Raw genomic sequence first — 22,815 nt, forward strand, 5'->3', positions numbered from 1 at the left:
GACAGTATATTTTGATTGTGATAAGGTTAAGTCAGATTATTAAATTACGGGAGGAATCCGTTATGTATACAATCAAACAAGTTTCAGCCAGAACCGGGCTATCCATATATACTCTGAGATATTATGATAAAGAAGGGCTTCTTCCCTTGGTGAAGCGAACCCCCACCGGTATCCGCAAGTTTTCTGAAGATGATATTTCCTGGATTGGTTTAATCTGTTGTCTCAAGAACTCGGGAATGTCAATAGAAAAAATAAAAGAATTCATGAATCTATGTCTGAAAGGCGAAGAAACCGTTGAGCCGCGTAAGGATATTCTGCTTCTGCATAAACAACATATCCTGGAGCAGATGAAGGAACTGCAAAACAGTCTGGAAACAGTGAACTACAAGATTGACCATTACAAAGAGATAGGAATATTTCATATAGACGGAGATAAACAGAATGCGGTATAAGCACCCCATGCATTGCTACGAAATACTGGAAAAAGGGTATAATTAAGATTTTTGCAGGCTATATTAAAGCTATATTACATATTTTAAGGAGATTTTCCCATGTTTTCAATACCGCTGGATACGGAAGCCCAGGTTCCTATGTATGAACAGATTTATTCTTACCTGAAAAATGAAATCAAGGACAGAAGATTAAAGGAACATGATAAGCTTCCTTCTGCCAGAAATCTGGCCTCTCATCTTAATATCAGCCGCAATACAGTAGATATGGCGTATTCTCAGCTAGTTTCAGAAGGTTATATAGAAGCGGTCCCCAAAAGCGGGTTTTATGTTGCAGCAATCTCTTCCCTGGCATCTATTCAGACTGCTCCTGTTTCTGTACAAAATATTAAACCAAAGGTAAAGGAAACCTATCAGTATAATTTCTCTCCTTTTGCCATTGATATTAAAAGTTTCCCCTATAATATCTGGCGTAAACTTTCCAGAGATTGTATGAATGAATATAATAACGAGCTTTTTCTCTTAGGGGACAGTCAGGGTGATGAGACCTTAAGAGCCTCCATAGCAGGATATTTGTATAGCTCCAGAGGCGTTGTCTGCACACCTGAGCAGATTATTGTAGGTGCGGGTACAGATTATCTCCTCCTTCTTCTTTGCCGCCTTTTCTATTGGTTATACAGGGATAAAGAGGAAGGGTATAACTCTGCTGCTATTGCAATGGAAAATCCAACCTACAAACGAGCTTATGAAATATTTACAGATATGCAATACCCTGTAGTTCCTATTGAACTGGATCAGAACGGTATACAGGTAGAAAAGCTTCAAAAAGCTTCTGCCAACGTAGTATATGTTACACCCTCCCATCAGTATCCTTTGGGTGTAGTCATGCCTGTAAAACGACGCCAGGAATTGCTTTCCTGGGCTGCTGCTAAACAGGAGCGCTATATTATTGAGGATGACCATGACAGTGAATTTCGTTATAAAGGAAAACCTATTCCTGCATTAAAAGGAATGGATTCCTTGGAGAAAGTGATTTATCTCGGAACCTTTTCAAGGGCTATTGCTCCTGCAATCCGTGTAGGCTATATGGTACTTCCGGAACAGCTCCTCCAGTTATATAAGAACCATCTAAAAGTATTTTCTTCAACGGTTTCCCGTGTAGATCAATATATCATAACTCATTTTATAGCAGATGGTTATTTTGAGCGCCACCTGAATAAGATCAGGACCCTCTATAAGAGTAAACATGACCTGCTGCTGCAAGCATTAAAAATCTTTCGCGATTCCATTGTCATTGAAGGTGAACATGCCGGACTTCATCTGGTGGTTTATTTTAAGACCAATCTGACAGAACAGGAACTTATAAGTCTTGCAGCATCAAAAAGTATCAAGTTATACGGTTTGGATGTTCATTACATTTATCCAGGTAAGAATTCTATCCCGGGTATTCTCTTAGGTTACGCCAATTTGGCAGAGAAAGATATCCTTGAAGGAACCAAGGCTTTATATGAAGCATTAAAAGATTCTTTGCTTACTTAAAGCGTATCCGAATGCTCCTCTCACCTCTTTGAATAGACAAAGTTACCATACTATAGCTATCTTAATCTGCCTTTTCTAAATATAAAGCCTGGGAAATTTGGTGTTATATCTAGAAAAGGATGCCGGACTGGAATCACTGAATAGCTAACAGTCTAATTAACATCTCCCACGTATATTGGAGATATTATCTTACCGTTTTCATCCATACATTCTGCCATTGCAGCAGGATATATGGTGTATTCTTTTAACTTTGATAAGTCCAGCCACTCAACTCCCACCTGTACGGTATCAAGATTCGTTGCTTTTGACAGGTCTACCGGTGTTTCAAGTTTACAGGTAAAATAATACTCTATTTGATGCATATCTGAGTCACTTTCCGCAAACTGATGGTTTTTCCCTATGTATTCCCGAACCCAAACCAGTTCTCCTACGCTTACCTGTGCTCCCAATTCCTCCAGACATTCACGTTTTAAGGTCTCAACGAAGGTTTCACCGATTTCTTGTCCACCTCCGCTAAAAAGATATGACGTTTTACCATCATTAAAGTCGCATTTATTCAATAATACTTTCCCATTCTCGATAATAATTGCCTTAACACTGTTACGAATCGGTTTCATATTAACTCCTTTCATGAATGTGTATTGATATGCATGCTGGTTGATAAACGCAGCAGTGGGTATTGATTTAACTAAAATTTATACAAAGTAATACCATCTTCCGTATATTACAACTGATAAAGAATAAGGATGAAAACATCTTCTGCTTTCATCCTGTCAATCAATTTATCCTTTAAGCAGCCCCAAATCTGAAAAATACTTTCTTCCGTCTGCCAGATCAATATCCATCTGTGCTTTCAATTCTTCCAAAGAACCAAAGGTTTCTTCTTTTCTTGTTCTGCTGAGTAAAGAAACCTGAATAAATTTACCATATAGCTCCTGATCATAATCAAAGAGGAAAGTCTCTACCCTTTTCTCGGGAGTCGTGCCTACTGTAGGATTATGTCCGATGTTGGTAATCCCGGGATAATCTTTCCCATCTATTGTAGTAAGGGATACATAGACTCCATCCGGTGGCAGCAGCTTTGATTTGTCAGGCATAAGATTTGTAGTGGGAAAACCAATGGTACGGCCGATCTTACGTCCATGCATTACCTCTCCCATTACAGAAAAAGGTCTTCCAAGAAGTTTCACTACATTCTCCATGTTTCCTTCACTGATCTGCTTACGGATACAGGAGCTGCTGATCTCTTCATCAGCATTTTTTTTCTTGGTAATAACTTCGAGTTTATAGTTATATTTAGAGGCATACTCTGCTAACATTGCAGTATTACCTCTTCTATTCTTTCCAAAACAGAAATCTGAGCCTACCACAATATATTTTGCATCCAGTTTCTTTACCAGTATCTCTTCTATAAAATGCTCTGGTTCCATTGATCTGGTTTCTTCCGTAAACGGATAGGATATCATTACATCGACTCCATACTGGTCGATGATACATTGCTTCTCATCTTCTGTATAAATTAATTCCATTTCTCTATCTGAAAGCAGGTTACCGGGATGATAGAGAAAAGTGAACACCACTGCATTTAATCCGTTTTTCTTCTGCTCTGTGATTTTTTGTAGGAGCAGTTGATGACCGGAATGCAATCCATCAAATTTACCCAAAGTAACCGCACTGTTCTTTAATTCAAAATCCGTTCTGCCTGCTATATATTCCATACTTTCTACCTATTGCATACCGCAGGCAGGCCTGCGATACTGCCACTAATAAAATAGAGTGAGAGAAGCTCAATGTGGCACCCTTTCAATAATAAATTTTCTTCCACTCTTTCTGACAAGACGCCGGTTTGTTTTTTCGGCATCAAATTCTTAAGAAACTATGATATGAGTACCCTCTGTACTCATTTTAGCATTCTTCTGTGCGAGGATGCTCCTTCACACTTACGTCCATTTACATAATTACTATGAAAATAATATCTTCTCTGTATTGATGCTACAAAAACATTTTATAAGGTTTCATTATTCTTTCATCAGGACGGCCTTCATATAGTCCGACAAAATTACCCTGCCAGTCATATACTCTGATTCTTTCAGCAGAAATATCGATATCCTCTTGAATTATTTGATCAGCTGATAGGAAATTGCCGTTATATAACTGCTTATCAAATTCCTGCTTTACATTAATTCCGGGATATCCGGCAAACATTTCATCTGCTTTTTTTATATATTCGTCCAGATTACCCTCATTTATTTTATCTGCTATTTCATTTATTTTCAAGCTTTTACTTATATGAAACTCTCCGGCTCTGGTACGGAGCAGGCTTTTCATACAACCTCCGCAGCCGAGCTGTTCTCCTATATCATGGCACAGGGTTCTTATATAGGTGCCTTTGGAACAACCTACTGTTATTGTTACCTGCCCTGTTAAGATGTCAAGCTCTTCAATTTCAATACTATGTATCTCAACCTTACGGGCTTCTCTGGGAACCTCTATCCCTTCTCTTGCCAGCTCATAGAGGCGCTTGCCACCAATCTTTAACGCAGAATACATAGGAGGAATCTGAGCATAGGAACCCTGAAAGGAAAGAACAGCTTTTCTGATTTCTTCTTCCCCTGCCATTACTGGTCTCTGTGATAAAACTGTTCCTGTTATATCCTGGGTATCCGTAGTAGTACCAAGGAGCAGCACCGCCTGATAGGTCTTACTGCGGTCTGTCAGTATATCACACAGTTTTGTAGCGTTTCCAAGGCAGACCGGCAGGACACCTTCTGCATCCGGATCCAAGGTACCAGTATGTCCGATTTTCTTTTGCTTTAATATTCCCCGTAGTTTTGCAACTACATCATGGGAGGTATATCCTTTTTCTTTATAAACATTGATAATTCCGTTAATCAAAGACCTGCTCCTGTTCCTTCATTATTTTCCAGCTGATATTCAATGTGAGGTGTCAGATTATTGAATACATCATGAAGGGTTCCTTTCATTGTACAGCCGGCTGCCATTATATGACCGCCTCCACCAAAGTAAACGGCAATCTTACGCACATCCACTATGCCATTAGATCTTAAGCTGACCTTATACTCGTGAATATCTGCCTCATAAATAAGAATAGCAACTTCTACTCCTTTGGTTATACGAAGCTGGTCTACAATGCCATCCAAATCTGCAGACTGAACTTCATAAAACTCCATCATTTTTCTGCTTACACAGGACACGATGCATTTTCCCTTCAGCAGCAGGATACTTTCCAGAAGACATCTGCCAAGTACCTGATTCTGGTGATAATCCTTTCGGTAAAAGGTATTATCTATCATATCGGAAAAGGGAACTCCTTTTTCAATCAAAGCACCTGCAATCTCCATCGTTCTCTTGGTGGTATTGCTGTGTTTAAAGACTCCGGTATCATGTATGATTCCCATATATAATGCTTTTGCTATGGAAAGATCAATATAATCCTTGTCCATCAGCTCATATAATACTTCACAGGTAGAGCTGGCATCATGTGCCACGTAATTAACCTGTCCAAAGTTCGTGTTGCTGATATGATGATCAATATTAATTGTTTTGATAGAATTCTTAAAATATTCTTCTGCAAATCCAAGTCTGTCTATACTTCCGCTGTCCAGTGAAATAAAGACATCATAGATTCTTCCCTCTTCATTCTCCTGTTTTACTCTGAGGGAATCTTCTGTAATTTGTAATTTATCTGCTATGGGTTCCAGATAAAGGTCTATTTGTGCATCTTTTTTAATCTGGCTTAAATAACGGTATAGGGCCAGACAGGAACCGGCACAGTCCCCGTCCGGCCTCATATGCCCGGCTATTCCGATTGATCTTGCATTCCCCACTTCTTTCAGCAAATCCATCCAACTTACCTCCCTGTTCCTGTAACTGTATTCATTAAGCTGATTATACTATACCAGCTTTCATTTGCCTATACAATTTAGCTTTCTTCTTCCTCTTCTTTTATATCTTCCTCTGTTTTTAAATCCTTTGTAACCTCATTGATAAGATGGGACATATTCACACCATACTCAATAGACTGATCAATAACAAAGGTTAACTCAGGGGTATTTCTTAAGTTTACCGTTTTTGCCAGCTGGCCTCTCATATAAGGTGCTGCGCTTCTAAGCCCTGCAAGTGTGCTTTTTTGTTCCTCTTCATTACCAAGAACACTGATATAAACCCTTGCATGTTTTAAATCAGGTGCTACATCAACTGCCACTACAGTAGTCATGGGATGTATTCTTGGATCTTTAATTTCCCTGTTTATTAACTGACTCAGTTCTCTTTGAACTTCGCCGTTAATACGTGTATTCTTAATGCTGTTCTTTCTCATTATAAACCCCTTTCGTGAATATCAAATTTTTCATGTGATATTCCTGAATTCGCAATTGAAAAAACTGTCTTTTGTTTTTTCAATCTAACATCTAGGCATACCACAAGACACTTGCGGTACAGCCCAAATAAGAAGCATGAGAAGTGGAAATCGCTTTATATTTCCACACCATCTCCTGTCTGAGTACTTTTACATATAACCTATACTTTGCGCCATAAGGATTAAGCCTGTTCTTCTCTCCCCATGGCGCAAGGTTATTTACGAAGTATCACTTCGGTTATAATTATTTTCTCGGAACTTCTTCCATGATATACAGCTCTACCTGGTCAAATTCTTTGATATCATTAAATTTCTCAAATACCAGACCGCATTCATATCCGGTAGCAACTTCCTTCACGTCATCTTTGAAACGTTTTAAGGACGCAAGGGAACCTTCATATATCTTTTCACCTTCCCTGGTTATTCTTGCAAGGCTGCCTCTTTGAATCTTACCATCAAGTACATAAGAACCTGCAATGATACCAAGGCCGGAAGCTTTAAATACCTGACGGACTTCTGCATGACCGATAACTTTTTCTTCATAGATAGGCTCTAACATACCCTTCATAGCTGACTCTACATCCTCAATAGCATTATAAATAACTCTGTAAAGTCTTAAATCTACTTTCTCGCTGTCTGCTTTTTCTTTTGCAACATTATCAGGACGTACGTTAAATCCAATAATAATAGCATTGGAAGCACTTGCGAGATTTACATCGGATTCGTTGATAGCACCAACACCACCGTGAATTACTCTGACTGCAACTTCATCATTGCTGAGTTTTACAAGACTCTGTTTCATAGCTTCAACAGAACCCTGAACATCTGCTTTGATAATAAGATTCAGTTCTTTTACATTTCCAGCTTTAATCTGTGAAAATAAACCGTCAAGGGAAAGTTTTGCTTTGGTATCAGCAAGAAGTTTCTCTCTGCCCTGGGAAATATAAGTTTCAGAGATAGCTCTTGCTTCTTTTTCTGTATTAGTTGCCATGAAAATCTCACCGGCAGCAGGTACTTCATTTAAACCAAGAATCTCAACAGGTGTAGAAGGTGTTGCTTCTGCTACTCTTCTACCCTTATCATCCATCATTGCTCTGACTTTACCATAAGCCGAACCTATCGCTATGGAATCTCCAACATGAAGGGTACCTTTTTGTATAAGAACTGTTGCAACAGGTCCTCTTCCCTTATCAAGCTCTGCCTCTATAACAATACCTCTGGCATTTCTGTTGGGATTTGCTTTTAACTCAACCAAGTCTGAGGTTAATACAATCATCTCAAGCAGCTGTTCAATACCTTCTCTTGTATGAGCAGATACAGGTACAAATACAGTATCACCGCCCCAATCTTCTGCTACCAGTTCATATTCCGTTAATTCCTGTTTCACACGTTCGATGTTTGCACTGGGTTTATCTATCTTATTAATAGCAACGATAATCTGTATTCCTGCTGCTTTAGCATGGCTGATAGCCTCTATGGTCTGGGGCATTACACCGTCATCGGCAGCAACTACAAGAATTGCTATATCTGTAGACTGTGCACCACGCATTCTCATAGAAGTGAAAGCTTCATGACCCGGAGTATCAAGGAAGGTTATCTTCTCGCCGTTTACCTCTACCACATAAGCACCGATATGCTGTGTGATACCGCCTGCTTCATGAGAGGTTACATGGGTTTCTCTGATTGCATCAAGGAGTGAAGTCTTACCGTGGTCAACATGACCCATAACACACACTACAGGAGGTCTCTTCTCTAATTTATCCGTATCTTCTTCTTCTTCTTTTAAGAGTTCTTCAATAACATCCACCAAAACTTCATGTTCAGCAATAATTTCATATTCAATGGCAATCTCTTCTGCTTCCTCGAAAGTAATTTCCTGGTTAATGGAAACCATCTTTCCAGCAAGGAATAATTTCTTTACAAGGGTAGCTGCCGGCATCTTCATCTTGTCAGCCAGTTCTTTAATTGTAAGAATTTCAGGAATTACAATTGTCTTGATTTCATCCTCTTTAGCATCCTGCTGAACTACCTTAGGTTTAATGAATTGTCCCTTTTTAGGTAATTTAATTTCATTGCTGTTATCTTCGAAATTTCTATCATAATTACTTTTTGTGTTTTTAGTATTTTTATTAGCCCTGCTGTTTCTGGTTCCAGCAGAATCACTTCTTGACATACCGATAGGTCCATCAAATTTCTTTGTGGAATCTGTTCTGCTGCTGGTGCTTCTCTTTCTGTTGTCACCACTTACTTCATCTTTATCCTTATTCATGCCGCCAAATCTGTCATAGGATTGATTTCCGCCTGGTCTGCCCTGATAATTTCCACCGGGTCTGAAACCATTACCGCTGCCCGCCGGTCTTTGTCCGCCACCATTGTTAGGTCTGTTATTATTGTAAGGGCGGCTCTGTCCGTCATTGTTACGGTTATATTGCCCCTGTCCGCTTCCGTTATTATTATAGGAACTGCTTCCGCCATTGTTGTTATAAGGTCTGTTTCCGCCTGTTCCATTGTTATTATAAGGTCTGTTTCCACCTGTTCCGTTGTTGTTATAAGAACTGTTTCCGCCATTATTGTTATAAGGTCTGTTTCCACCTGTCCCATTGTTGTTATAAGGTCTGTTTCCACCAGTTCCATTATTGTTATAGGGTCTGTTTCCGCCATTATTATAAGAGCTGTTTCCACCGTTGTTATTATAGGGTCTGTTTCCACCATTATTATAAGAACTGCTTCCGCCATTATTATTATAAGGTCTGTTTCCGCCTGTTCCGTTGTTGTTATAACCCTGATTGTAACCGCCTCTGTCATTCTGTCCGGTACTTTCTCCAGTACCCTGCCCTTGCTGATAAGGCTGACCTTGAGGACGATTGTTATTGTAAGGACGGTTCTGGTTATTCTGTCCGCCCTGACGGTATCCTGAATTCTGACCCTGTGCTCTTGTAAAGCCTTCTCTGTCAGGTCTTTGTCCCTGATCAGATCTCTGATTATTGTCAGGTCTCTGTCCCTGGTAAGGTCTGTTTCCACCCTGGTTATTGTCATATCTGGAACCTTGGGATCTTGTAAAACCTTCTCTGTCAGGTCTTTGTCCCTGCTGCTGAGGTCTTCCTGCATTATCCCCTGTTCTCTGTCCCTGATAAGGTCTGTTTCCATCCCTGTCATTTCTCTGTCCCTGGTAGGAGGAACGGTTGTTGTATTGATTGTTGTGTTCAGAAGAACCGGTTCTTTGACCGTTAGAGCCGTTTGATGTATTACCACCCTGAGATTTGTTACCCTGGTTAAAAGCGACAGTCTCCGTCTTATCCTCCTTGATTGCTGCTGCCTCTACTGAAGCAGGTTTTTCAGCTTGATTTGCTTTCGGAGCAAAATGCCCTTTTACCATGCCTATCTCCTTATCCTCGATGCTGCTCATGTGGCTTTTGACGTCCACACCTTTCTCATTAAGAAAGCCTACGATGTCTTTACTGTGTGCATTGATTTCTTTTGCAAGTTCATATATTTTAATTTTAGCCATACTTACTACCTCCACTAATTATGACTCATGTCATCGCTGCTTGTTTGCAGTTTCTCACATGTTTCATCGTTGTTTATGTTCAGTTGCTTTTCTACCATGTCAGCCAGGCCTTTGTCCGTTAGAACCAGGGAAGCCCTGAATTCTTTACCAATAGCATGACCAAGTTCTGTCTTTTCACCAAAAAAGTAAATCGGCACTTTATAGTAAGTACACATATTGGTAAACATTTTTTTTGTGTTATCCGACGAGTCGTCAGCTACAATCACAAGCTTTGCTTTTCCTTCTTTCACGGTTTTTTCCGTAAGAAATTCGCCGCTTAAAAGTTTACCTGCTTTTGTTGCCAAACCGATATAAGATAATACTTTTGTTCTATTTTTTTCATATGCCAAGTCCGTTCAGCTCCTTTTTCAATTCCTCATACACCTCTGCCGGAATATTCACTTTTAGGGACCTTTCAAGGCCTTTGCTCTTTGCTGCCTTGGCAAAACAATCTAAAGACTTGCACATATACGCGCCTCTGCCGTTCTTTTTGCCTGTGACATCGAGCATGATCATATCCTCCGGTGTTTTAATAACACGGATCATTTCTTTTTTATTCTTCATCTCACCACAGCCGATACATTGCCTTTGGGGAATTTTTTTTACTGTTGCCATATTTTCCTTTCATTCAACTGTTTACGGCGATAAAATTTCCTGGCACTATTTGTGCCAACTGTTTACCAGCCGATTTCGTCTGCCTGTGTTTCACTCTTGATATCAATCTTAAAACCGGTCAGTCTTGCTGCAAGACGTGCATTCTGACCTTCTTTTCCGATTGCAAGGGAAAGTTGATAATCAGGCACGATTACACGGGCACTTTTCTCTTCTTCGTCAACAGATACCGCAACGACCTTTGCAGGACTTAATGCATTCTCAATAAGAATAGCAGGATCTTCGCTCCAGTTAATGATGTCGATTTTCTCACCCCTAAGCTCACTGACAATTGCATTTACTCTCGCACCGTTGATACCTACACAGGCACCAACAGGATCCACATCCGCATTGTTGGAATATACTGCAATCTTAGTTCTGGAACCTGCTTCTCTTGAGATACTCTTTATCTCTACCGTTCCATCCTTTACTTCGGCAACTTCTGACTCAAACAGTCTTTTTACCAATTCAGGATGAGTTCTGGACACGGTAATCTTAGGTCCCTTTGTAGTATCCTTTACTTCCAGTACATATAACTTTATGCGGTCAGTGGGTCTGAAATGCTCACCTCTTACCTGCTCATTCTCTGTAAGAACTGCATCTACCTTACCAAGGTTAATACTTACATTATTTCCTACATAGCGTTGTACAATACCGGTTACTAAATCTTTTTCTTTACTGTAATACTGGTTAAATAGTACTTTCCTCTCTTCTTCCCTTATTTTTTGTACTACTACCTGTTTTGCCTTCTGAGCAGCAATACGTCCGAAATTCTTGGGAGTTACTTCCACATTAACAACATCTCCGATATCATTTCTGGGGAATTTCAGTCTGGCTTCGACTACACTGATCTGTGTAACAGGGTCGGTTACAGTCTCTACGATTTCTCTCTCCGCATAGACATTTACCGCACCGGTATCACGATTGATGTTGACCCTTATATTATCTGCTTTTCCGAAATGGTTTTTACAGGCCGCAACTAGTGAATTCTCCATGGCTTCCAGCAGAATTTCCTTACTGATATCCTTTTCTCTTTCAATCTGATTTAATGCGTCAATTAACTCTTTGTTATTGTTCATTTTCTGTGAATCCTCCTCTTTTCTCCTGCTTTATAGTCCATTGTCAAAAATCAAACGCAAGGCGGATTAAGGATATATTCTGCCTTGGGATCGCAAGCGTTTCTTCCTCTTCAAACTCAAGAGTTATTGTTTCATCGTTATAATCCTTTAAAATGCCAGTAAACTGCTTTTGCTTCTCAATTGCTTTGTAAAGCTTTACATCAACTTCTTTACCAAGGCTTCTCTTAAAGTCTTTCTCTTTTTTCAGCTGTCTGCCAAGGCCCGGTGAGCTGACCTCTAAGATATAGGCATCTGGTATGAAATCATGTTTATCCAGCAGATCACTTAAGATTCTGCTGACAATCTCGCAGTCATCCACTGTTATTCCGCCTTCTTTATCTATATAAGCTCTTAAGTACCAGTTGCTGCCTTCTTTTACATATTCCACATCCACCAGTTCAAATTGATGCTCTGCAATAATCGGCTCCAATAACTTCTCTGTCTTCTGTTCGTAATCTTCTTTCTTAGCCATTTCCCACCTGAACCTTTCTATAAATACAAAGAGTGGACTTTCGTCCACTCTTTCCAAAACTTTTACACTCTCAATTTCTTATTATATCACTATGTCAACAAGAAAGCAAGTATTATTTCCCAATTAGCTTAAAATCCGGTCTGGTACTATTGTAGTCCAAATTTGCCCCCTATATACACTTATACAAATGTTATAATACTCTTAACCCAGCCGGTATGGTTCCCTTGCTGACGGAACTCTTAAGCATCTGAATCTTATCTTCTATGGGAGAGTTCCTTCATAATATCTTTCCAGTCCAATCCGCACTGAGCCATAAGCACCATGAGATGATATAAATAGTCAGAAATCTCATATTTTAATTCTGCAGCATCGGGGTTTTTAGCTGCAATGATTATTTCTGCTGCCTCTTCTCCGCATTTTTTTAGAATCTTATCTATTCCCTTGTCAAAAAGATAATTCGTGTAAGACCCCTCTTTTGGATGCTCCTTACGATCCAGGATAACATCATATACATCCTTTAAGACCGTTGATGGATTGGTGTCATCATAGGGTTTCTTAACTGCTTCCTCAAAAAAACAGCTAAGACTTCCTGTATGGCAGGCAGGGCCAACCTGTCTGACCTTCGCTAAAAGGGTATCTTTATCACAATCCAGAGTCAGAGCTTTGACATATTGGAAATGACCTGAAGTTTCACCTTTAAGCCATAGCTTTTTGCGGCTTCTGCTGTAATAAGTCATCCTTCCTGTTGATACGGTAAGTGAAAAGGCTTCCTCATTCATATAGGCAACCATCAGCACATCCTTTGTCTTATAATCCTGTACAACAACCGGCAGCAGTCCGTCACTATTTAATTTCATATCAGCGAAGGATATACGGCTATCATAAGTATTAACAGAGATCCCGTATTCTTTTAAATCCTTTTTAACACTTTGCAAATCCCTGCCCCCAAAATTGGTTGCTACGAGGCCTTCGATTTTATCTCCCGACAGATAAGCTGTCAAATCTGTTTTATCCGCTACTGTTAAGGACTCGCTTTTTATGAAATGTTTCTGATAGCCTTCGGTGAATTGCTTGCAATAGGCATTAAAGTCATTACCGGAATCTGTTTCTACAAGTAATAGCCTGTCTATACCCAATTCAGACGTCAGCGCCTTGACAGTCTGAGCATCTTCATTGTCTCCCACTTCAAGGTACAGCTTTTCACAACCAAATCTGGCTACTGCTTCTTTTACTGCTTTATTTCCAGCTTCAGCACCTGCTCTGGTATTAATTTTATAAATATCGGTTATTTTAACGGTTACCGCATATGCACCGGTATAGAGTGCTTTTTTTACGTCTTCAAAACGCTCAGCAAAAATATTTACAAGAATGGGAATGTCAATTTGCTTTGCCAGTTCCAACACTGCTTTTAAATATTCCTCACTTAGGGAATAGTCCTGTGTTTCGGCACTGGTATAAAGTTCATCTGCTCCTGCGGCTTCATGATGAATTCCTGCTTTAATAAAATCCTCTGCTTTGTCTTTTTCATAAACCAGCCAAGGTACTATTTTCTTATACATACTAACTCCCATCTGCGTGCTTTGGCACACATACAAATCAAGATGTGTATTTGATTTATATTAATTCACATTAACACCTATCCTCACTGCAACACCTCTGTTTATGGCACTGTCTGAATAAGAAGTGCGGCAGGGTACAAATTCAACATCGCTTTTCAGATATTATTCTACCATACCCTTTGTAGACAATACTCCAGTAATTCTGGGATCAAAAGCCGAAGCTTCATCAAGAGCTTTGGCAAAGGCTTTAAAAGCCGCTTCAATAATATGATGTGTATTCCCGCCATGTATTTTCTTAATATGAAGATTCATTCCCGCACTGTAGGAAATGGCATAAAAGAACTCCTGAATAAGTTCTGTGTCCAATTCTCCAACTGCAGGTGCCAGTTCCCCCAAGTCACAGACCAGATAGGGTCTGCCGGATAAATCAACAGCACAAAGCACCAATGTTTCATCCATGGGGAGCATGGAGCTGCCAAATCTCCTAATTCCATTTTTATCTCCAAGGGCCTGCCTGATTGCCTGCCCAAGCACAATTCCCGTATCTTCCACTGTGTGGTGTCCGTCCACAAACAGGTCGCCTATGGTATTTAATTTCAAATCAAAAAAACCGTGTCTGGCGAAACCCTCCAGCATATGGTCAAAGAAACCGATTCCGGTCTTTATCTCCGAATTACCACCGCCATCCAGACTTAATGTCAGATTAATATCCGTTTCTTTCGTTTTTCTGCTGATATTTACCGTTCTCTCCATTACAACCTCTCAATCTGCTGCCTGTTACAGCTTCTCCTTGCCTGCAGCTCTCCGTTTACATAACTTTCACATAGTTATAGTATGCTCTCCTGCCATTGAAACTTATGTTTTAATAGTCCTTGACTACTTCTGTCCCTGTTCAAAACGTACTGCGATAGAATTAGCATGGGCAGTAAGACCCTCTGCATTGGCAAAACGTACGATATCTTCATATACCGGCTGAAGGGCCTCTTTTGTATAGGAGATAATACTGGATTTCTTAATATAGTCATCCACACTTAAGGGAGAAAAGAATTTCGCTGTTCCATTGGTCGGCAGTACATGATTAGGTCCTGCAAAATAATCCCCAAGAGGCTCACTGCTGTATTCTCCCAGGAAGATGGCTCCCGCATTCTTAATCTTTGTCATAAGGGTAAACGGATCCTTTGTAAGGATTTCCAGGTGTTCTGAAGCGATTTCATTCGCTGTATCCACTGCTTCATCAAGATCTTCTGCAATTAGTATATAACCATAATTATCAAGGGATTTCTGTATGATTTCTTTTCTTGACAGGACCTGGGTAAACTTATCTACTTCTTCTGATACCTTATTCGCAAGTTCTTCGCTGGTTGTAATGAGAATGGCACTTGCCAGCTCATCATGCTCTGCCTGAGATAAAAGGTCAGCAGCCACATACCTGGGATTCGCAGTTTCATCGGCAAGTACAAGGATTTCACTTGGTCCGGCAATGGAGTCAATGCTTACATGTCCGTAAACTGCTTTCTTAGCCAGTGCTACATAGATATTTCCGGGTCCAACGATTTTATCAACCTTAGGGATTGATTCCGTTCCGTGAGCAAGGGCTGCAATAGCCTGAGCACCTCCCACCTTATAGATTTCCGTTACACCGGCTTCTTTTGCAGCTACCAGAGTACCGGCATATATTTTACCGTCTTTATCCGGAGGAGTTGTCATTACTATTTTCTCTACTCCGGCCACCTTTGCCGGTATGACATTCATTAATACGGAAGATGGGTATGCTGCTTTTCCTCCCGGAACATATACTCCTACTGATGCCAGAGGGGTAACCTTCTGTCCTAAAATAATACCGTTGGGTTCACTGTCAAACCAGCTGTACTGTTTCTGCTTATTGTGATAGACCCGGATATTCTCTGCCGATCTTCTGATAACCCGAATGATTTCAGGATCTACAAGGCTGTAAGCCTCCTCTATTTCTTTCTCTGTAACACGGATACCCGCTGTATAAAGATCTGCTTTATCAAAACGTTTGGTATAATCAAAAACCGCCTTATCTCCCTGTGCTTTTACTGCTTCTATAATCTCAGCAACTGCTTTTTCATAGGTTTCATACTGGTTAGGGCTTCTTTTCAGCAGGTTTTTAAGAATATCTTCTTTTATATCTTGGTTTAATTTGGCTATTCTCATACTTTCCACCTCATTTTTTCTTATTTTTGTCTAGCCAGTACTTCCCTTAAATCCGTAATCAGTTTATTGATTCTTTCCTGTTCCATTTTCATGCTGACCTGATTAACTACCATTCGGGCTGAGAGAGTACAGATTTCCTCCAGTACTTCCAGTCCATTTTCCTTTAAGGTTGAGCCGGTTTCTACGATATCTACGATTACTTCTGATAATCCAACAATGGGTGCCAGCTCAATGGAACCGTTTAATTTGATAATCTCAACAGTCTGATGTTTTTTGTTATAAAAATAGTCTTTGGCGATGCCTGGATATTTTGTTGCAACACGGATCAGTTCTCCATGCTGCAGCAGTTCTCTTGCCGAAGCCGGGCCTGCCACGCACATCCGGCATTTACCGATTCCCAGGTCTATGACTTCATAAAGCTTGCGTCCTTCTTCCAGAATGGTATCTTTACCTACAACACCGATATCGGCAGCACCATATTCCACATAGGTAGGAACATCATTGGCTTTTGCCAGAAATACTTTTATTTTCTGTTCTTCGTTTACAAAAATCAGCTTTCTGGAATCCGGATCTTTCATTTCCTCACAGGTATACCCCACCTGCTCTAATATTTCCATTGTCTTTTTTGCCAGTCTGCCTTTGGCCAAAGCAAATGTTAAGTATCTCATCACTTCACGTACTGCATACGGATAGATAGAGTTTTCTTCTTCTCAATATCCGCGGAAAGACATTACTTTCCTTGCAGTATCCTTTCTATTACAATCAATCATCACTAGCATTACTATTAATATATCTATCAGGATAAATTCCTCTTTTTATAATTTGTGGTAATACTGCCGCAATAATACAGCATCCTCCAGCCTGTATCGTTTATAAGGCAGTTCCTGTAATTCAAATTACAGTGATATATTTTCACTATTTAAAAACTCTTTGAGATTAGCAGTATTTCTCTCTCCGGTAAGACAATTTATAACTTCAACACTGTTCTCCTTATCAAAGAATAAAATGCCACCAATGCTGCTTCGTCTGCAATAATCTACATAAGCAAAAAGGGCATGCTCCTTCTCTGCCTGAAGCAGTTCAATATTCATATCCTGACTGCGAAATTGATTGGCCAGTAATATCGCAGTCTTCATAAATTCCTTACGATACAATATAAGTGTATTCTCAGTTTTCGTCTTTATGGTAATTTTCTGTCTCATTAATGCTGTCATTAACTGATCCATCAGGATAGCTATACCGATTGCCGATGCATCCTTCCCAAACTGTCCCACCAGATTGTCATATCGACCTCCACTGGCAATGATGTCACCGGTACCATAGGTATATGCTCTGAATATGATTCCTGTATAGTAATTGTACTGGCTTAACATACCAAGGTCAAAAGTAATATATTTTTCCAATCCATAGATAGTAAGTATCTCGTATAATTCTTCTAATCTTTGAATTGCTTTCAGAGCCTTTTCATTTTTTGTCAGTGTTTTCGCTTCGGAAAGTCTGTCAAGAGAGCCAAACAGCTCCGGTAAAGTCAGGAAAGCTTTCTTTAATTCTTTGCTAATTTCTTTTCCTGAAATAAGCTCCTCAACACCAAACATATTCTTTTCTTCAATAAGATTTCGAAGCACTGCTTCTTCCTCTTCACTGAAACCTGCTTCCTCCGTCAGCCCATAGAAGAAGCCTGCTTCTCCGATCTCGACCTGAAACTCTTTAAGACCGGTCTCCAATAAACATTCTATGGTAAGGGCCAGCATTTCCGCATCTGCATTGACAGAGGGATCGTTGATCAGCTCTGCTCCAAGCTGTGTAAATTCTTTTAGTTTTCCCTGATAACTTGTGTTATTTATAAAAATACTTCCCATATAGCATAAACGAATGGGAAGGGACTCATCTTTGTAATATTTAGCAGCACACCTGGCAATGGAGGGAGTGATATCCGGTCTTAAGACCAGTGTATTTCCGTCTCTGTCAACAAATTTATACATATCCTTTGGAGGTACAGTCCCACGTTCCTGACTGAAAATATCAAAAAATTCAAAGGTAGGCGTCTGAATATCACGAAAACCGTGCAGTCCCATAACATGATGCAGCTTATCCTGTAAAATTAGCTTTCTTTCACATTCATGGTTATAAATATCCCTGACACCTTCCGGTGTATGCAATAATTTCTCTTTCATTGACATACCTGTTCTTTCTACTCAAATTTTACATCCATCATTAATAACTTTATGAATAAATATTACCAATTTATGAGACTCTTATCAACCTAAATTCTAATCTTTAATATAAACAAATTTCTTTTTTTATTAAGAGTTTTCCAATTACTTTAACATGGTAACGTGATAATTCATTAGCATATAGATGTGAAACAATTATAATACAATGCCTGCTAACTGTCAACAAAAAATTGCCAATCCCTTCTTTCGCTTTTCCTTCATATAATACCTCTCCATCAAGCAGATTCAGCGAGAAACATTTTTCCATCTTCGTAGACCTTTCATGGTCTGTCATTGCATCAGCATAGGTCAGAGTAATCCACTTACAATAGCTTATCTCTGTTGCATTGTACCGAATCAAATCCATCATTTTGCTGATACTCTTTCTAACACTTTTGGGAGTCTGATAACAGTTCTTAGATTTCTTTCTCTCTTTGATTTCTCTAGTTTCTCTATCAAGATATTGTCCTAAGAGATATTCTGAATTAAGAGACAGGGATTTAGGTAGCTGGAAGTCCTAAAGAATAACCATAATTTAAATTCATATAAGCGTTATCTTCTATCATAATACCAATTCTAATTCCTCTGGTAAAAGAGTACATTGTGTTTTAACGCAACCGTCCTCATCCAGAACTTCAACCTCATAGGCTTCATTTGGTTTTTCAAACACCATAATCACTACACCTATTTCCCCCTTTTTAATCCCTTCATCATAGTCTTTCATGATTTTGACAGTGTCACATTCCTTAAATTTCATCTATATCCTCCAATCAATCTTTCACAAAAATTGTTGTTAACTCTGGAACATTCGAATCAGTTTTAATAATCCAACCAGTTCTAACATTTACCGTATTTCCGTTTGGTCCTGTAATCGGTATATCCACAGTATATCGTTGTCTATATTGGTCTAGTTTTCCTAAAACTGCTTTATTACTTGGTAATTTATCATATATTTGTCTCATTAAATCATCAGCATTCGATTGATTATATCCTAATGCACTTTCAAAAAACTTTTGCCTTATTTCCACCAACTGGATGCTCAGGATTTAGTGCATATTCAGTTAATTTATTTGCATTTATAGTAGCGATATCTACATTTGGCAATACATTCTCTAAAGCTTTACTGCCACCCTTTATTACATCAACCTCATCCAGCCCTGTAACCTTAACTCCTATGAGAGTATTGGAACTACACCTAAAAATCCGATAGTATACCCAATGCAAATTTTTACGCTAAATTCCCTTAATTCATATCATGGATTACGTCACTTCGTGAGAGCCATGATTTTGAATTAAGAGACTGGGATTTAGGGAGTTGGAAGTCCTCAAATATAACCATAATTAAATTTATTACTATGATTTTTAAAAAACAGCCAGTAGACTTTGTCTACTAACTGTTTTTTCCACTTATTCACATTATACGATATGTTTTCTCTAGTTCATACATAGCAATTAATCTTTAGTCATAATCAACCAAAACCTGATATTGATTATTTATTGCTTCATTTACAACTTCAACTAAATCATTTTTCAATTCTTCTACTTCCCTAATCATATCTAGAGATTCAATTTCCAAATTACTCGTACTAAATTGGCTAAGTTCATTAATAACAGTCTTATTATCCAATACCTTCCAAGGCTTTTCCTCATAAAAACCTTCTTGAGTTATATAGCTTTTAAGTAAACCTGTATTAAGCGGTTCAGCTAAAAAACATCCAGACAATAGAGTTTCAAAATATCCTTGCCAAATTCTGAAACCATTTTGATTCCCCTTATTATCATAATAATAAAATAGTACTTCCACTTCTCCTTCAAATCCATCGTAATATTTTTCGTTAATCATGGTCTACTCCTTCCAATGTCCTTTATCCAATAATTCGATTTGCTCCTGAGTTGCAGTACCTGCTTTTCTTGCTTTTATTGCTTCAAACCATTTATAAGCAGGTACCCATTCATCATCACCTATTAAGATTTCAGTTGAAGGTTTAGTTCCTCCATTACCTGGTATTTTTCTTTCTATAACCCATGTATTACCTTGATCAACAGGAGCCCCAGATGTTCTTGTATGCCACCTTACTTCATTTTTATATTTACCATCATTCCATTTATACGTTATTTGTTCATAACCATCATTCATAGATTTTGCTTTATAAGTTGCATTTTCTGGTATTTCTATTGGAGATTTGCTCCTATATTCATTCACTATTTTAGCAATCTCATCATCTGTCATCTCTGAAAACTTAAATTTAAATCCAGAGCCACCCTTAAATGCTTTATCAACCTCATCCACCCCAGTAACCTTAATTCCGTTCTTAAGCAATGCTTTATCCGCAATCACTCCCGTTGTAGAACCTAACACTATCGCCAGAGCAACTGTCACCGCAGAAGGCACACCTGCTTTATCACAAACGATTACGGTTGACCCTGACACCGCTTCAGCCAGGATATCTGCAGCAAACATTTTGGCTAAAGCCATTCCACCGCCTTTCGCAATTGCCGCTCCATATCCTAAGGTCACCAGGCTTACTGCCCCTGATACTACCTTAAATGCTCGTTCGTCTCCTGTTAGATAATCTCCTGTTATAAGGGTTTTACCCGTTGCTGCCTCAATAATGGGAATTACGACAGTCATCTCGCTTAACGATTCTAATAGTTCCTTCCAGAAGGGGGCGTCCTTTTTATGAGCAAATTCTTTTAATACCAGGCTGTCCAGATACTCCTGCAAAGTTACTTTACTTGGGTCTATTTTATCATTATTTACCAGATCTTCATAGTCTTTTGCAAATAAATCCGCAAAATCATCTACTTTCTGATAATTGGTGAGACTGTTATTCTTATTACGGCTACCTATAAAATCCTCCAGGTTAAGAGAGGTCATATCCCCCTCAACCTCATCATACATTCCGGCGCCTACATACATACTTGTATGTTCCTGTAACCCTATGGTATTATCTGTCTTTGCATTTCTCATATCAATGGCAGCCATCATATCCACGGCATTATTGAATCCCTTATAAAGTGGATTTTCCAGATATTCATCAATATCATATAAGACATCACTGGTATAGCTTAACAACGCACTTCTATGTTCTACGAATTCATCTATCCGCTGCCCTTGAGAAGAGAAGCCTGCCCCCAGGGAATGGGAGTCCAGTTCCTCTTCGATATCCTTGCAAAGCTCATCCAGATCAGCGAAGTCAAAGAGGAGGTTCGCAGAATATCCCATGGTAATATTAGCTCTCTCCAGCCAGTTGTATTTCTCAATTATTTCTCTTCCCAGTTGTCTTACCATTTCGCCTCCCCCCGCTGTAATGCTCTTGCCAGTATCATATCCTGTTCTATCATATCTATAACGGCATTTACTGCAAACTGATACCCTTTACTATAAAGATTAACTAATTTGCTGTATTCATCTCTTTTTCGTTCATTGTCCGATGTATGAAAAAAATCACCAACCGAATCCCAGAAATACATCTTATACCTCCTTCATTCCTATCTATGTTATTAATCCGCACTATTTCATTTTCCTTTGTCCAAGCATATACAGTCTTATTGTAAATTCTGAAAAAGCTGCAGTAGGAAAGGATTTTATGTTGCCATCCCCTTCCTGCTGCAGCCTCTTTACAATTGGATTTTTATAATTTTAGCTTATCAGCTATTGCCTTATCTGTCTCCTCCAACGTAGTTGCAGTTTCCGTTAACTGCGTTTGAATTCCAGTAAGAATCTGAGGCATCGTCTTGTCCAGAACCGGCCATAAGTCGTAAGTAAATCCGCTGATAAATGCAGATTGAGCAGCACCTTCCCAATTTGCTGCAATTTCATTGATTTTTGAATTTAATGCATTTGCATCTGCTGTCATTGCATCCTGTTTCTGTTTGATAAAATTCGCTGCTTCTCTTAGTTCTTCTGGTGTAATTCTAATGGTTCCTGCCATTTTTTTATCCCCTTTCAATTTGTATGATTTTATGTTAATTCTCTTTATTTTAAGAGAATTAATATCTCATTAATCTATGTCACCATATTTTTAATCTGTGTTTTATATACCATAACTTAACTTTTGTTTAAGCTTTTGTATGAGTTTTTATTTAATTTATGTTTTTTACTTACAGAAACAATATGACATTTATTTTTGTTTATAGTATCTTTTTATAGGTTTTTAAATAATATAGACATTCTATAAAAACTTGGTTTACTGAAACCAAACTTTTTAAAAAATATGGACTTGTGTCAATAACGCAGACACAAGTCCATATATATGTAAATTATTTATTTTATAATAATACCACATTATAGATTTCTTATTTTTTATCCTCATTTATCATTTCGTCCATAGCATCCTTGCACCAATCCCAAACACTCGTACTCCTTACTTTGTTCATAACCATCGCTAGCAAAATCATATATTATTTGAACTCTACTTCCTTTACCAACTTCAAGGCAAGCAATATCGCCACCATCATCTCTTCTTGCAAAAGGTATTAAGCTTCTTAGCAATCTTCATCTTTTTACCCCTCAAAAATAATGTAGTTATTTCACCAGATACCTGTTCTGCATATGTACCAGAAGCCAAATCCCATGCTTCCATTTTACTTGGATTATTAAAATTCCATTCCGGCATACAGATACTTATTGCTTCAATTGTTGACTCTAATGTTACTCCACCTTTTTCTTTTGCCATATTTGCGGCAACTTCAACTCACCTACTCCTTT

The 22,815-nt window shown here is 38.8% G+C and carries 25 protein-coding genes; 2 read left to right on the forward strand and 23 right to left on the reverse strand.

Annotated elements, in window-relative coordinates; genetic code table 11:
* Positions 1 to 62: 62 nt before the first annotated feature.
* Both BR73_RS0117810 and BR73_RS0117815 read left to right on the forward strand, forming a co-directional pair.
* On the forward strand, positions 63 to 452 hold the full coding sequence (locus BR73_RS0117810) for a MerR family transcriptional regulator (RefSeq protein WP_033166645.1): 390 nt from the start codon (positions 63 to 65) through the stop codon (positions 450 to 452).
* Positions 453 to 551: 99 nt separating this feature from the next.
* On the forward strand, positions 552 to 1,988 hold the full coding sequence (locus BR73_RS0117815) for a PLP-dependent aminotransferase family protein (protein WP_033166646.1): 1,437 nt from the start codon (positions 552 to 554) through the stop codon (positions 1,986 to 1,988).
* A gap of 152 nt (positions 1,989 to 2,140) precedes the next feature.
* Here BR73_RS0117815 and BR73_RS0117820 read toward each other — a convergent pair whose 3' ends face one another.
* From BR73_RS0117820 to BR73_RS0117930, 23 genes are all read right to left on the reverse strand, one after another.
* Positions 2,141 to 2,605 (reverse strand): NUDIX domain-containing protein, encoded by a 465-nt coding sequence (locus BR73_RS0117820; protein ID WP_033166647.1) that lies wholly within the window; start codon positions 2,603 to 2,605, stop codon positions 2,141 to 2,143.
* Positions 2,606 to 2,770: 165 nt separating this feature from the next.
* Positions 2,771 to 3,706 (reverse strand): bifunctional riboflavin kinase/FAD synthetase, encoded by a 936-nt coding sequence (locus tag BR73_RS0117825; RefSeq protein ID WP_033166648.1) that lies wholly within the window; start codon positions 3,704 to 3,706, stop codon positions 2,771 to 2,773.
* A gap of 274 nt (positions 3,707 to 3,980) precedes the next feature.
* The gene (gene truB, locus BR73_RS0117830; RefSeq protein ID WP_033166649.1) at positions 3,981 to 4,883 is read right to left on the reverse strand and encodes a tRNA pseudouridine(55) synthase TruB; all 903 of its coding nucleotides are present in this window, start codon (positions 4,881 to 4,883) and stop codon (positions 3,981 to 3,983) included.
* On the reverse strand, positions 4,880 to 5,854 hold the full coding sequence (locus BR73_RS0117835) for a bifunctional oligoribonuclease/PAP phosphatase NrnA (protein ID WP_033166650.1): 975 nt from the start codon (positions 5,852 to 5,854) through the stop codon (positions 4,880 to 4,882). The genes truB and BR73_RS0117835 overlap by 4 nt, the downstream gene beginning before the upstream one ends.
* Before the next feature lie 77 nt (positions 5,855 to 5,931).
* Positions 5,932 to 6,327 (reverse strand): 30S ribosome-binding factor RbfA, encoded by a 396-nt coding sequence (gene rbfA / locus BR73_RS0117840; protein WP_033166651.1) that lies wholly within the window; start codon positions 6,325 to 6,327, stop codon positions 5,932 to 5,934.
* Between the two features lie 283 nt (positions 6,328 to 6,610).
* Positions 6,611 to 9,874 carry a translation initiation factor IF-2 gene (gene infB / locus BR73_RS0117845; RefSeq protein WP_033166652.1) on the reverse strand — a complete coding sequence of 1,088 codons (3,264 nt, stop codon included), beginning with the start codon at positions 9,872 to 9,874 and terminating at the stop codon, positions 6,611 to 6,613.
* Between the two features lie 14 nt (positions 9,875 to 9,888).
* Positions 9,889 to 10,263, reverse strand: coding sequence for a ribosomal L7Ae/L30e/S12e/Gadd45 family protein (locus tag BR73_RS0117850; protein WP_051685289.1), 375 nt, complete (start codon positions 10,261 to 10,263; stop codon positions 9,889 to 9,891).
* A complete protein-coding gene (locus BR73_RS0117855; RefSeq protein ID WP_033166653.1) occupies positions 10,253 to 10,528 on the reverse strand; it encodes a YlxR family protein in 276 nt (91 codons plus the stop codon). The genes BR73_RS0117850 and BR73_RS0117855 overlap by 11 nt, the downstream gene beginning before the upstream one ends.
* Before the next feature lie 62 nt (positions 10,529 to 10,590).
* On the reverse strand, positions 10,591 to 11,643 hold the full coding sequence (nusA, locus tag BR73_RS0117860) for a transcription termination factor NusA (protein WP_033166654.1): 1,053 nt from the start codon (positions 11,641 to 11,643) through the stop codon (positions 10,591 to 10,593).
* Between the two features lie 43 nt (positions 11,644 to 11,686).
* Complete coding sequence (gene rimP, locus BR73_RS0117865) at positions 11,687 to 12,154, reverse strand: ribosome maturation factor RimP (protein WP_033166655.1); 468 nt, start codon at positions 12,152 to 12,154, stop codon at positions 11,687 to 11,689.
* A gap of 254 nt (positions 12,155 to 12,408) precedes the next feature.
* Positions 12,409 to 13,713: a bifunctional phosphoribosyl-AMP cyclohydrolase/phosphoribosyl-ATP diphosphatase HisIE gene (gene hisIE, locus BR73_RS28405; RefSeq protein ID WP_081848702.1), complete on the reverse strand. Its 1,305-nt coding sequence runs from the start codon at positions 13,711 to 13,713 to the stop codon at positions 12,409 to 12,411.
* Positions 13,714 to 13,875: 162 nt separating this feature from the next.
* Positions 13,876 to 14,466: an imidazoleglycerol-phosphate dehydratase HisB gene (hisB, locus tag BR73_RS0117875; protein WP_033166656.1), complete on the reverse strand. Its 591-nt coding sequence runs from the start codon at positions 14,464 to 14,466 to the stop codon at positions 13,876 to 13,878.
* 123 nt (positions 14,467 to 14,589) lie between these two features.
* A complete protein-coding gene (hisD, locus tag BR73_RS0117880) occupies positions 14,590 to 15,891 on the reverse strand; it encodes a histidinol dehydrogenase (protein WP_033166657.1) in 1,302 nt (433 codons plus the stop codon).
* A 20-nt stretch (positions 15,892 to 15,911) separates the two neighbouring features.
* Complete coding sequence (gene hisG / locus BR73_RS0117885; protein WP_033166658.1) at positions 15,912 to 16,559, reverse strand: ATP phosphoribosyltransferase; 648 nt, start codon at positions 16,557 to 16,559, stop codon at positions 15,912 to 15,914.
* Positions 16,560 to 16,787: 228 nt separating this feature from the next.
* Complete coding sequence (gene hisZ / locus BR73_RS0117890; RefSeq protein WP_033166659.1) at positions 16,788 to 18,065, reverse strand: ATP phosphoribosyltransferase regulatory subunit; 1,278 nt, start codon at positions 18,063 to 18,065, stop codon at positions 16,788 to 16,790.
* A gap of 103 nt (positions 18,066 to 18,168) precedes the next feature.
* Positions 18,169 to 18,474: a hypothetical protein gene (locus BR73_RS0117895; protein ID WP_033166660.1), complete on the reverse strand. Its 306-nt coding sequence runs from the start codon at positions 18,472 to 18,474 to the stop codon at positions 18,169 to 18,171.
* Positions 18,475 to 18,666: 192 nt separating this feature from the next.
* Positions 18,667 to 18,861 (reverse strand): DUF4926 domain-containing protein, encoded by a 195-nt coding sequence (locus BR73_RS0117900; protein WP_033166661.1) that lies wholly within the window; start codon positions 18,859 to 18,861, stop codon positions 18,667 to 18,669.
* Positions 18,862 to 18,874: 13 nt separating this feature from the next.
* Entirely contained in the window at positions 18,875 to 19,132 is a 258-nt protein-coding gene (locus tag BR73_RS0117905) for a DUF6883 domain-containing protein (protein ID WP_347463471.1), read from the reverse strand.
* Between the two features lie 431 nt (positions 19,133 to 19,563).
* Entirely contained in the window at positions 19,564 to 19,947 is a 384-nt protein-coding gene (locus BR73_RS0117910) for a hypothetical protein (protein ID WP_033166663.1), read from the reverse strand.
* Positions 19,948 to 19,950: 3 nt separating this feature from the next.
* Complete coding sequence (locus tag BR73_RS27575) at positions 19,951 to 21,396, reverse strand: pre-toxin TG domain-containing protein (protein ID WP_051685290.1); 1,446 nt, start codon at positions 21,394 to 21,396, stop codon at positions 19,951 to 19,953.
* Positions 21,390 to 21,578 (reverse strand): hypothetical protein, encoded by a 189-nt coding sequence (locus BR73_RS0117920; protein WP_033166664.1) that lies wholly within the window; start codon positions 21,576 to 21,578, stop codon positions 21,390 to 21,392. Before BR73_RS0117920 ends, BR73_RS27575 begins: the two co-directional genes overlap by 7 nt.
* A 161-nt stretch (positions 21,579 to 21,739) precedes the next feature.
* On the reverse strand, positions 21,740 to 22,039 hold the full coding sequence (locus BR73_RS0117925) for a WXG100 family type VII secretion target (RefSeq protein WP_033166665.1): 300 nt from the start codon (positions 22,037 to 22,039) through the stop codon (positions 21,740 to 21,742).
* A 522-nt stretch (positions 22,040 to 22,561) separates the two neighbouring features.
* The gene (locus BR73_RS0117930; RefSeq protein WP_033166666.1) at positions 22,562 to 22,783 is read right to left on the reverse strand and encodes a hypothetical protein; all 222 of its coding nucleotides are present in this window, start codon (positions 22,781 to 22,783) and stop codon (positions 22,562 to 22,564) included.
* Between the last annotated feature and the right edge of the window lie 32 nt (positions 22,784 to 22,815).

This window comes from Clostridium sp. KNHs205 (assembly GCF_000702945.1).
In the GTDB taxonomy this organism is placed as follows: Bacteria; Bacillota; Clostridia; order Lachnospirales; family Lachnospiraceae; genus Anaerocolumna.

Bases quoted from the DNA above. Each gene is read 5' to 3' on its own strand.
- BR73_RS0117810 (WP_033166645.1), top strand. From the start codon at position 63: ATGTATACAATCAAACAAGTTTCAGCCAGAACCGGGCTATCCATATAT.
- BR73_RS0117815 (WP_033166646.1), top strand. From the start codon at position 552: ATGTTTTCAATACCGCTGGATACGGAAGCCCAGGTTCCTATGTATGAA.
- BR73_RS0117820 (WP_033166647.1), bottom strand. From the start codon at position 2,605: ATGAAACCGATTCGTAACAGTGTTAAGGCAATTATTATCGAGAATGGG.
- BR73_RS0117825 (WP_033166648.1), bottom strand. From the start codon at position 3,706: ATGGAATATATAGCAGGCAGAACGGATTTTGAATTAAAGAACAGTGCG.
- BR73_RS0117835 (WP_033166650.1), bottom strand. From the start codon at position 5,854: ATGGATTTGCTGAAAGAAGTGGGGAATGCAAGATCAATCGGAATAGCC.
- rbfA (WP_033166651.1), bottom strand. From the start codon at position 6,327: ATGAGAAAGAACAGCATTAAGAATACACGTATTAACGGCGAAGTTCAA.
- infB (WP_033166652.1), bottom strand. From the start codon at position 9,874: ATGGCTAAAATTAAAATATATGAACTTGCAAAAGAAATCAATGCACAC.
- BR73_RS0117855 (WP_033166653.1), bottom strand. From the start codon at position 10,528: ATGGCAACAGTAAAAAAAATTCCCCAAAGGCAATGTATCGGCTGTGGT.
- nusA (WP_033166654.1), bottom strand. From the start codon at position 11,643: ATGAACAATAACAAAGAGTTAATTGACGCATTAAATCAGATTGAAAGA.
- rimP (WP_033166655.1), bottom strand. From the start codon at position 12,154: ATGGCTAAGAAAGAAGATTACGAACAGAAGACAGAGAAGTTATTGGAG.
- hisIE (WP_081848702.1), bottom strand. From the start codon at position 13,713: ATGTATAAGAAAATAGTACCTTGGCTGGTTTATGAAAAAGACAAAGCA.
- hisB (WP_033166656.1), bottom strand. From the start codon at position 14,466: ATGGAGAGAACGGTAAATATCAGCAGAAAAACGAAAGAAACGGATATT.
- hisD (WP_033166657.1), bottom strand. From the start codon at position 15,891: ATGAGAATAGCCAAATTAAACCAAGATATAAAAGAAGATATTCTTAAA.
- hisG (WP_033166658.1), bottom strand. From the start codon at position 16,559: ATGAGATACTTAACATTTGCTTTGGCCAAAGGCAGACTGGCAAAAAAG.
- hisZ (WP_033166659.1), bottom strand. From the start codon at position 18,065: ATGAAAGAGAAATTATTGCATACACCGGAAGGTGTCAGGGATATTTAT.
- BR73_RS0117895 (WP_033166660.1), bottom strand. From the start codon at position 18,474: ATGATGGATTTGATTCGGTACAATGCAACAGAGATAAGCTATTGTAAG.
- BR73_RS0117900 (WP_033166661.1), bottom strand. From the start codon at position 18,861: ATGAAATTTAAGGAATGTGACACTGTCAAAATCATGAAAGACTATGAT.
- BR73_RS0117910 (WP_033166663.1), bottom strand. From the start codon at position 19,947: ATGATTAACGAAAAATATTACGATGGATTTGAAGGAGAAGTGGAAGTA.
- BR73_RS27575 (WP_051685290.1), bottom strand. From the start codon at position 21,396: ATGGTAAGACAACTGGGAAGAGAAATAATTGAGAAATACAACTGGCTG.
- BR73_RS0117920 (WP_033166664.1), bottom strand. From the start codon at position 21,578: ATGTATTTCTGGGATTCGGTTGGTGATTTTTTTCATACATCGGACAAT.
- BR73_RS0117925 (WP_033166665.1), bottom strand. From the start codon at position 22,039: ATGGCAGGAACCATTAGAATTACACCAGAAGAACTAAGAGAAGCAGCG.
- BR73_RS0117930 (WP_033166666.1), bottom strand. From the start codon at position 22,783: ATGGCAAAAGAAAAAGGTGGAGTAACATTAGAGTCAACAATTGAAGCA.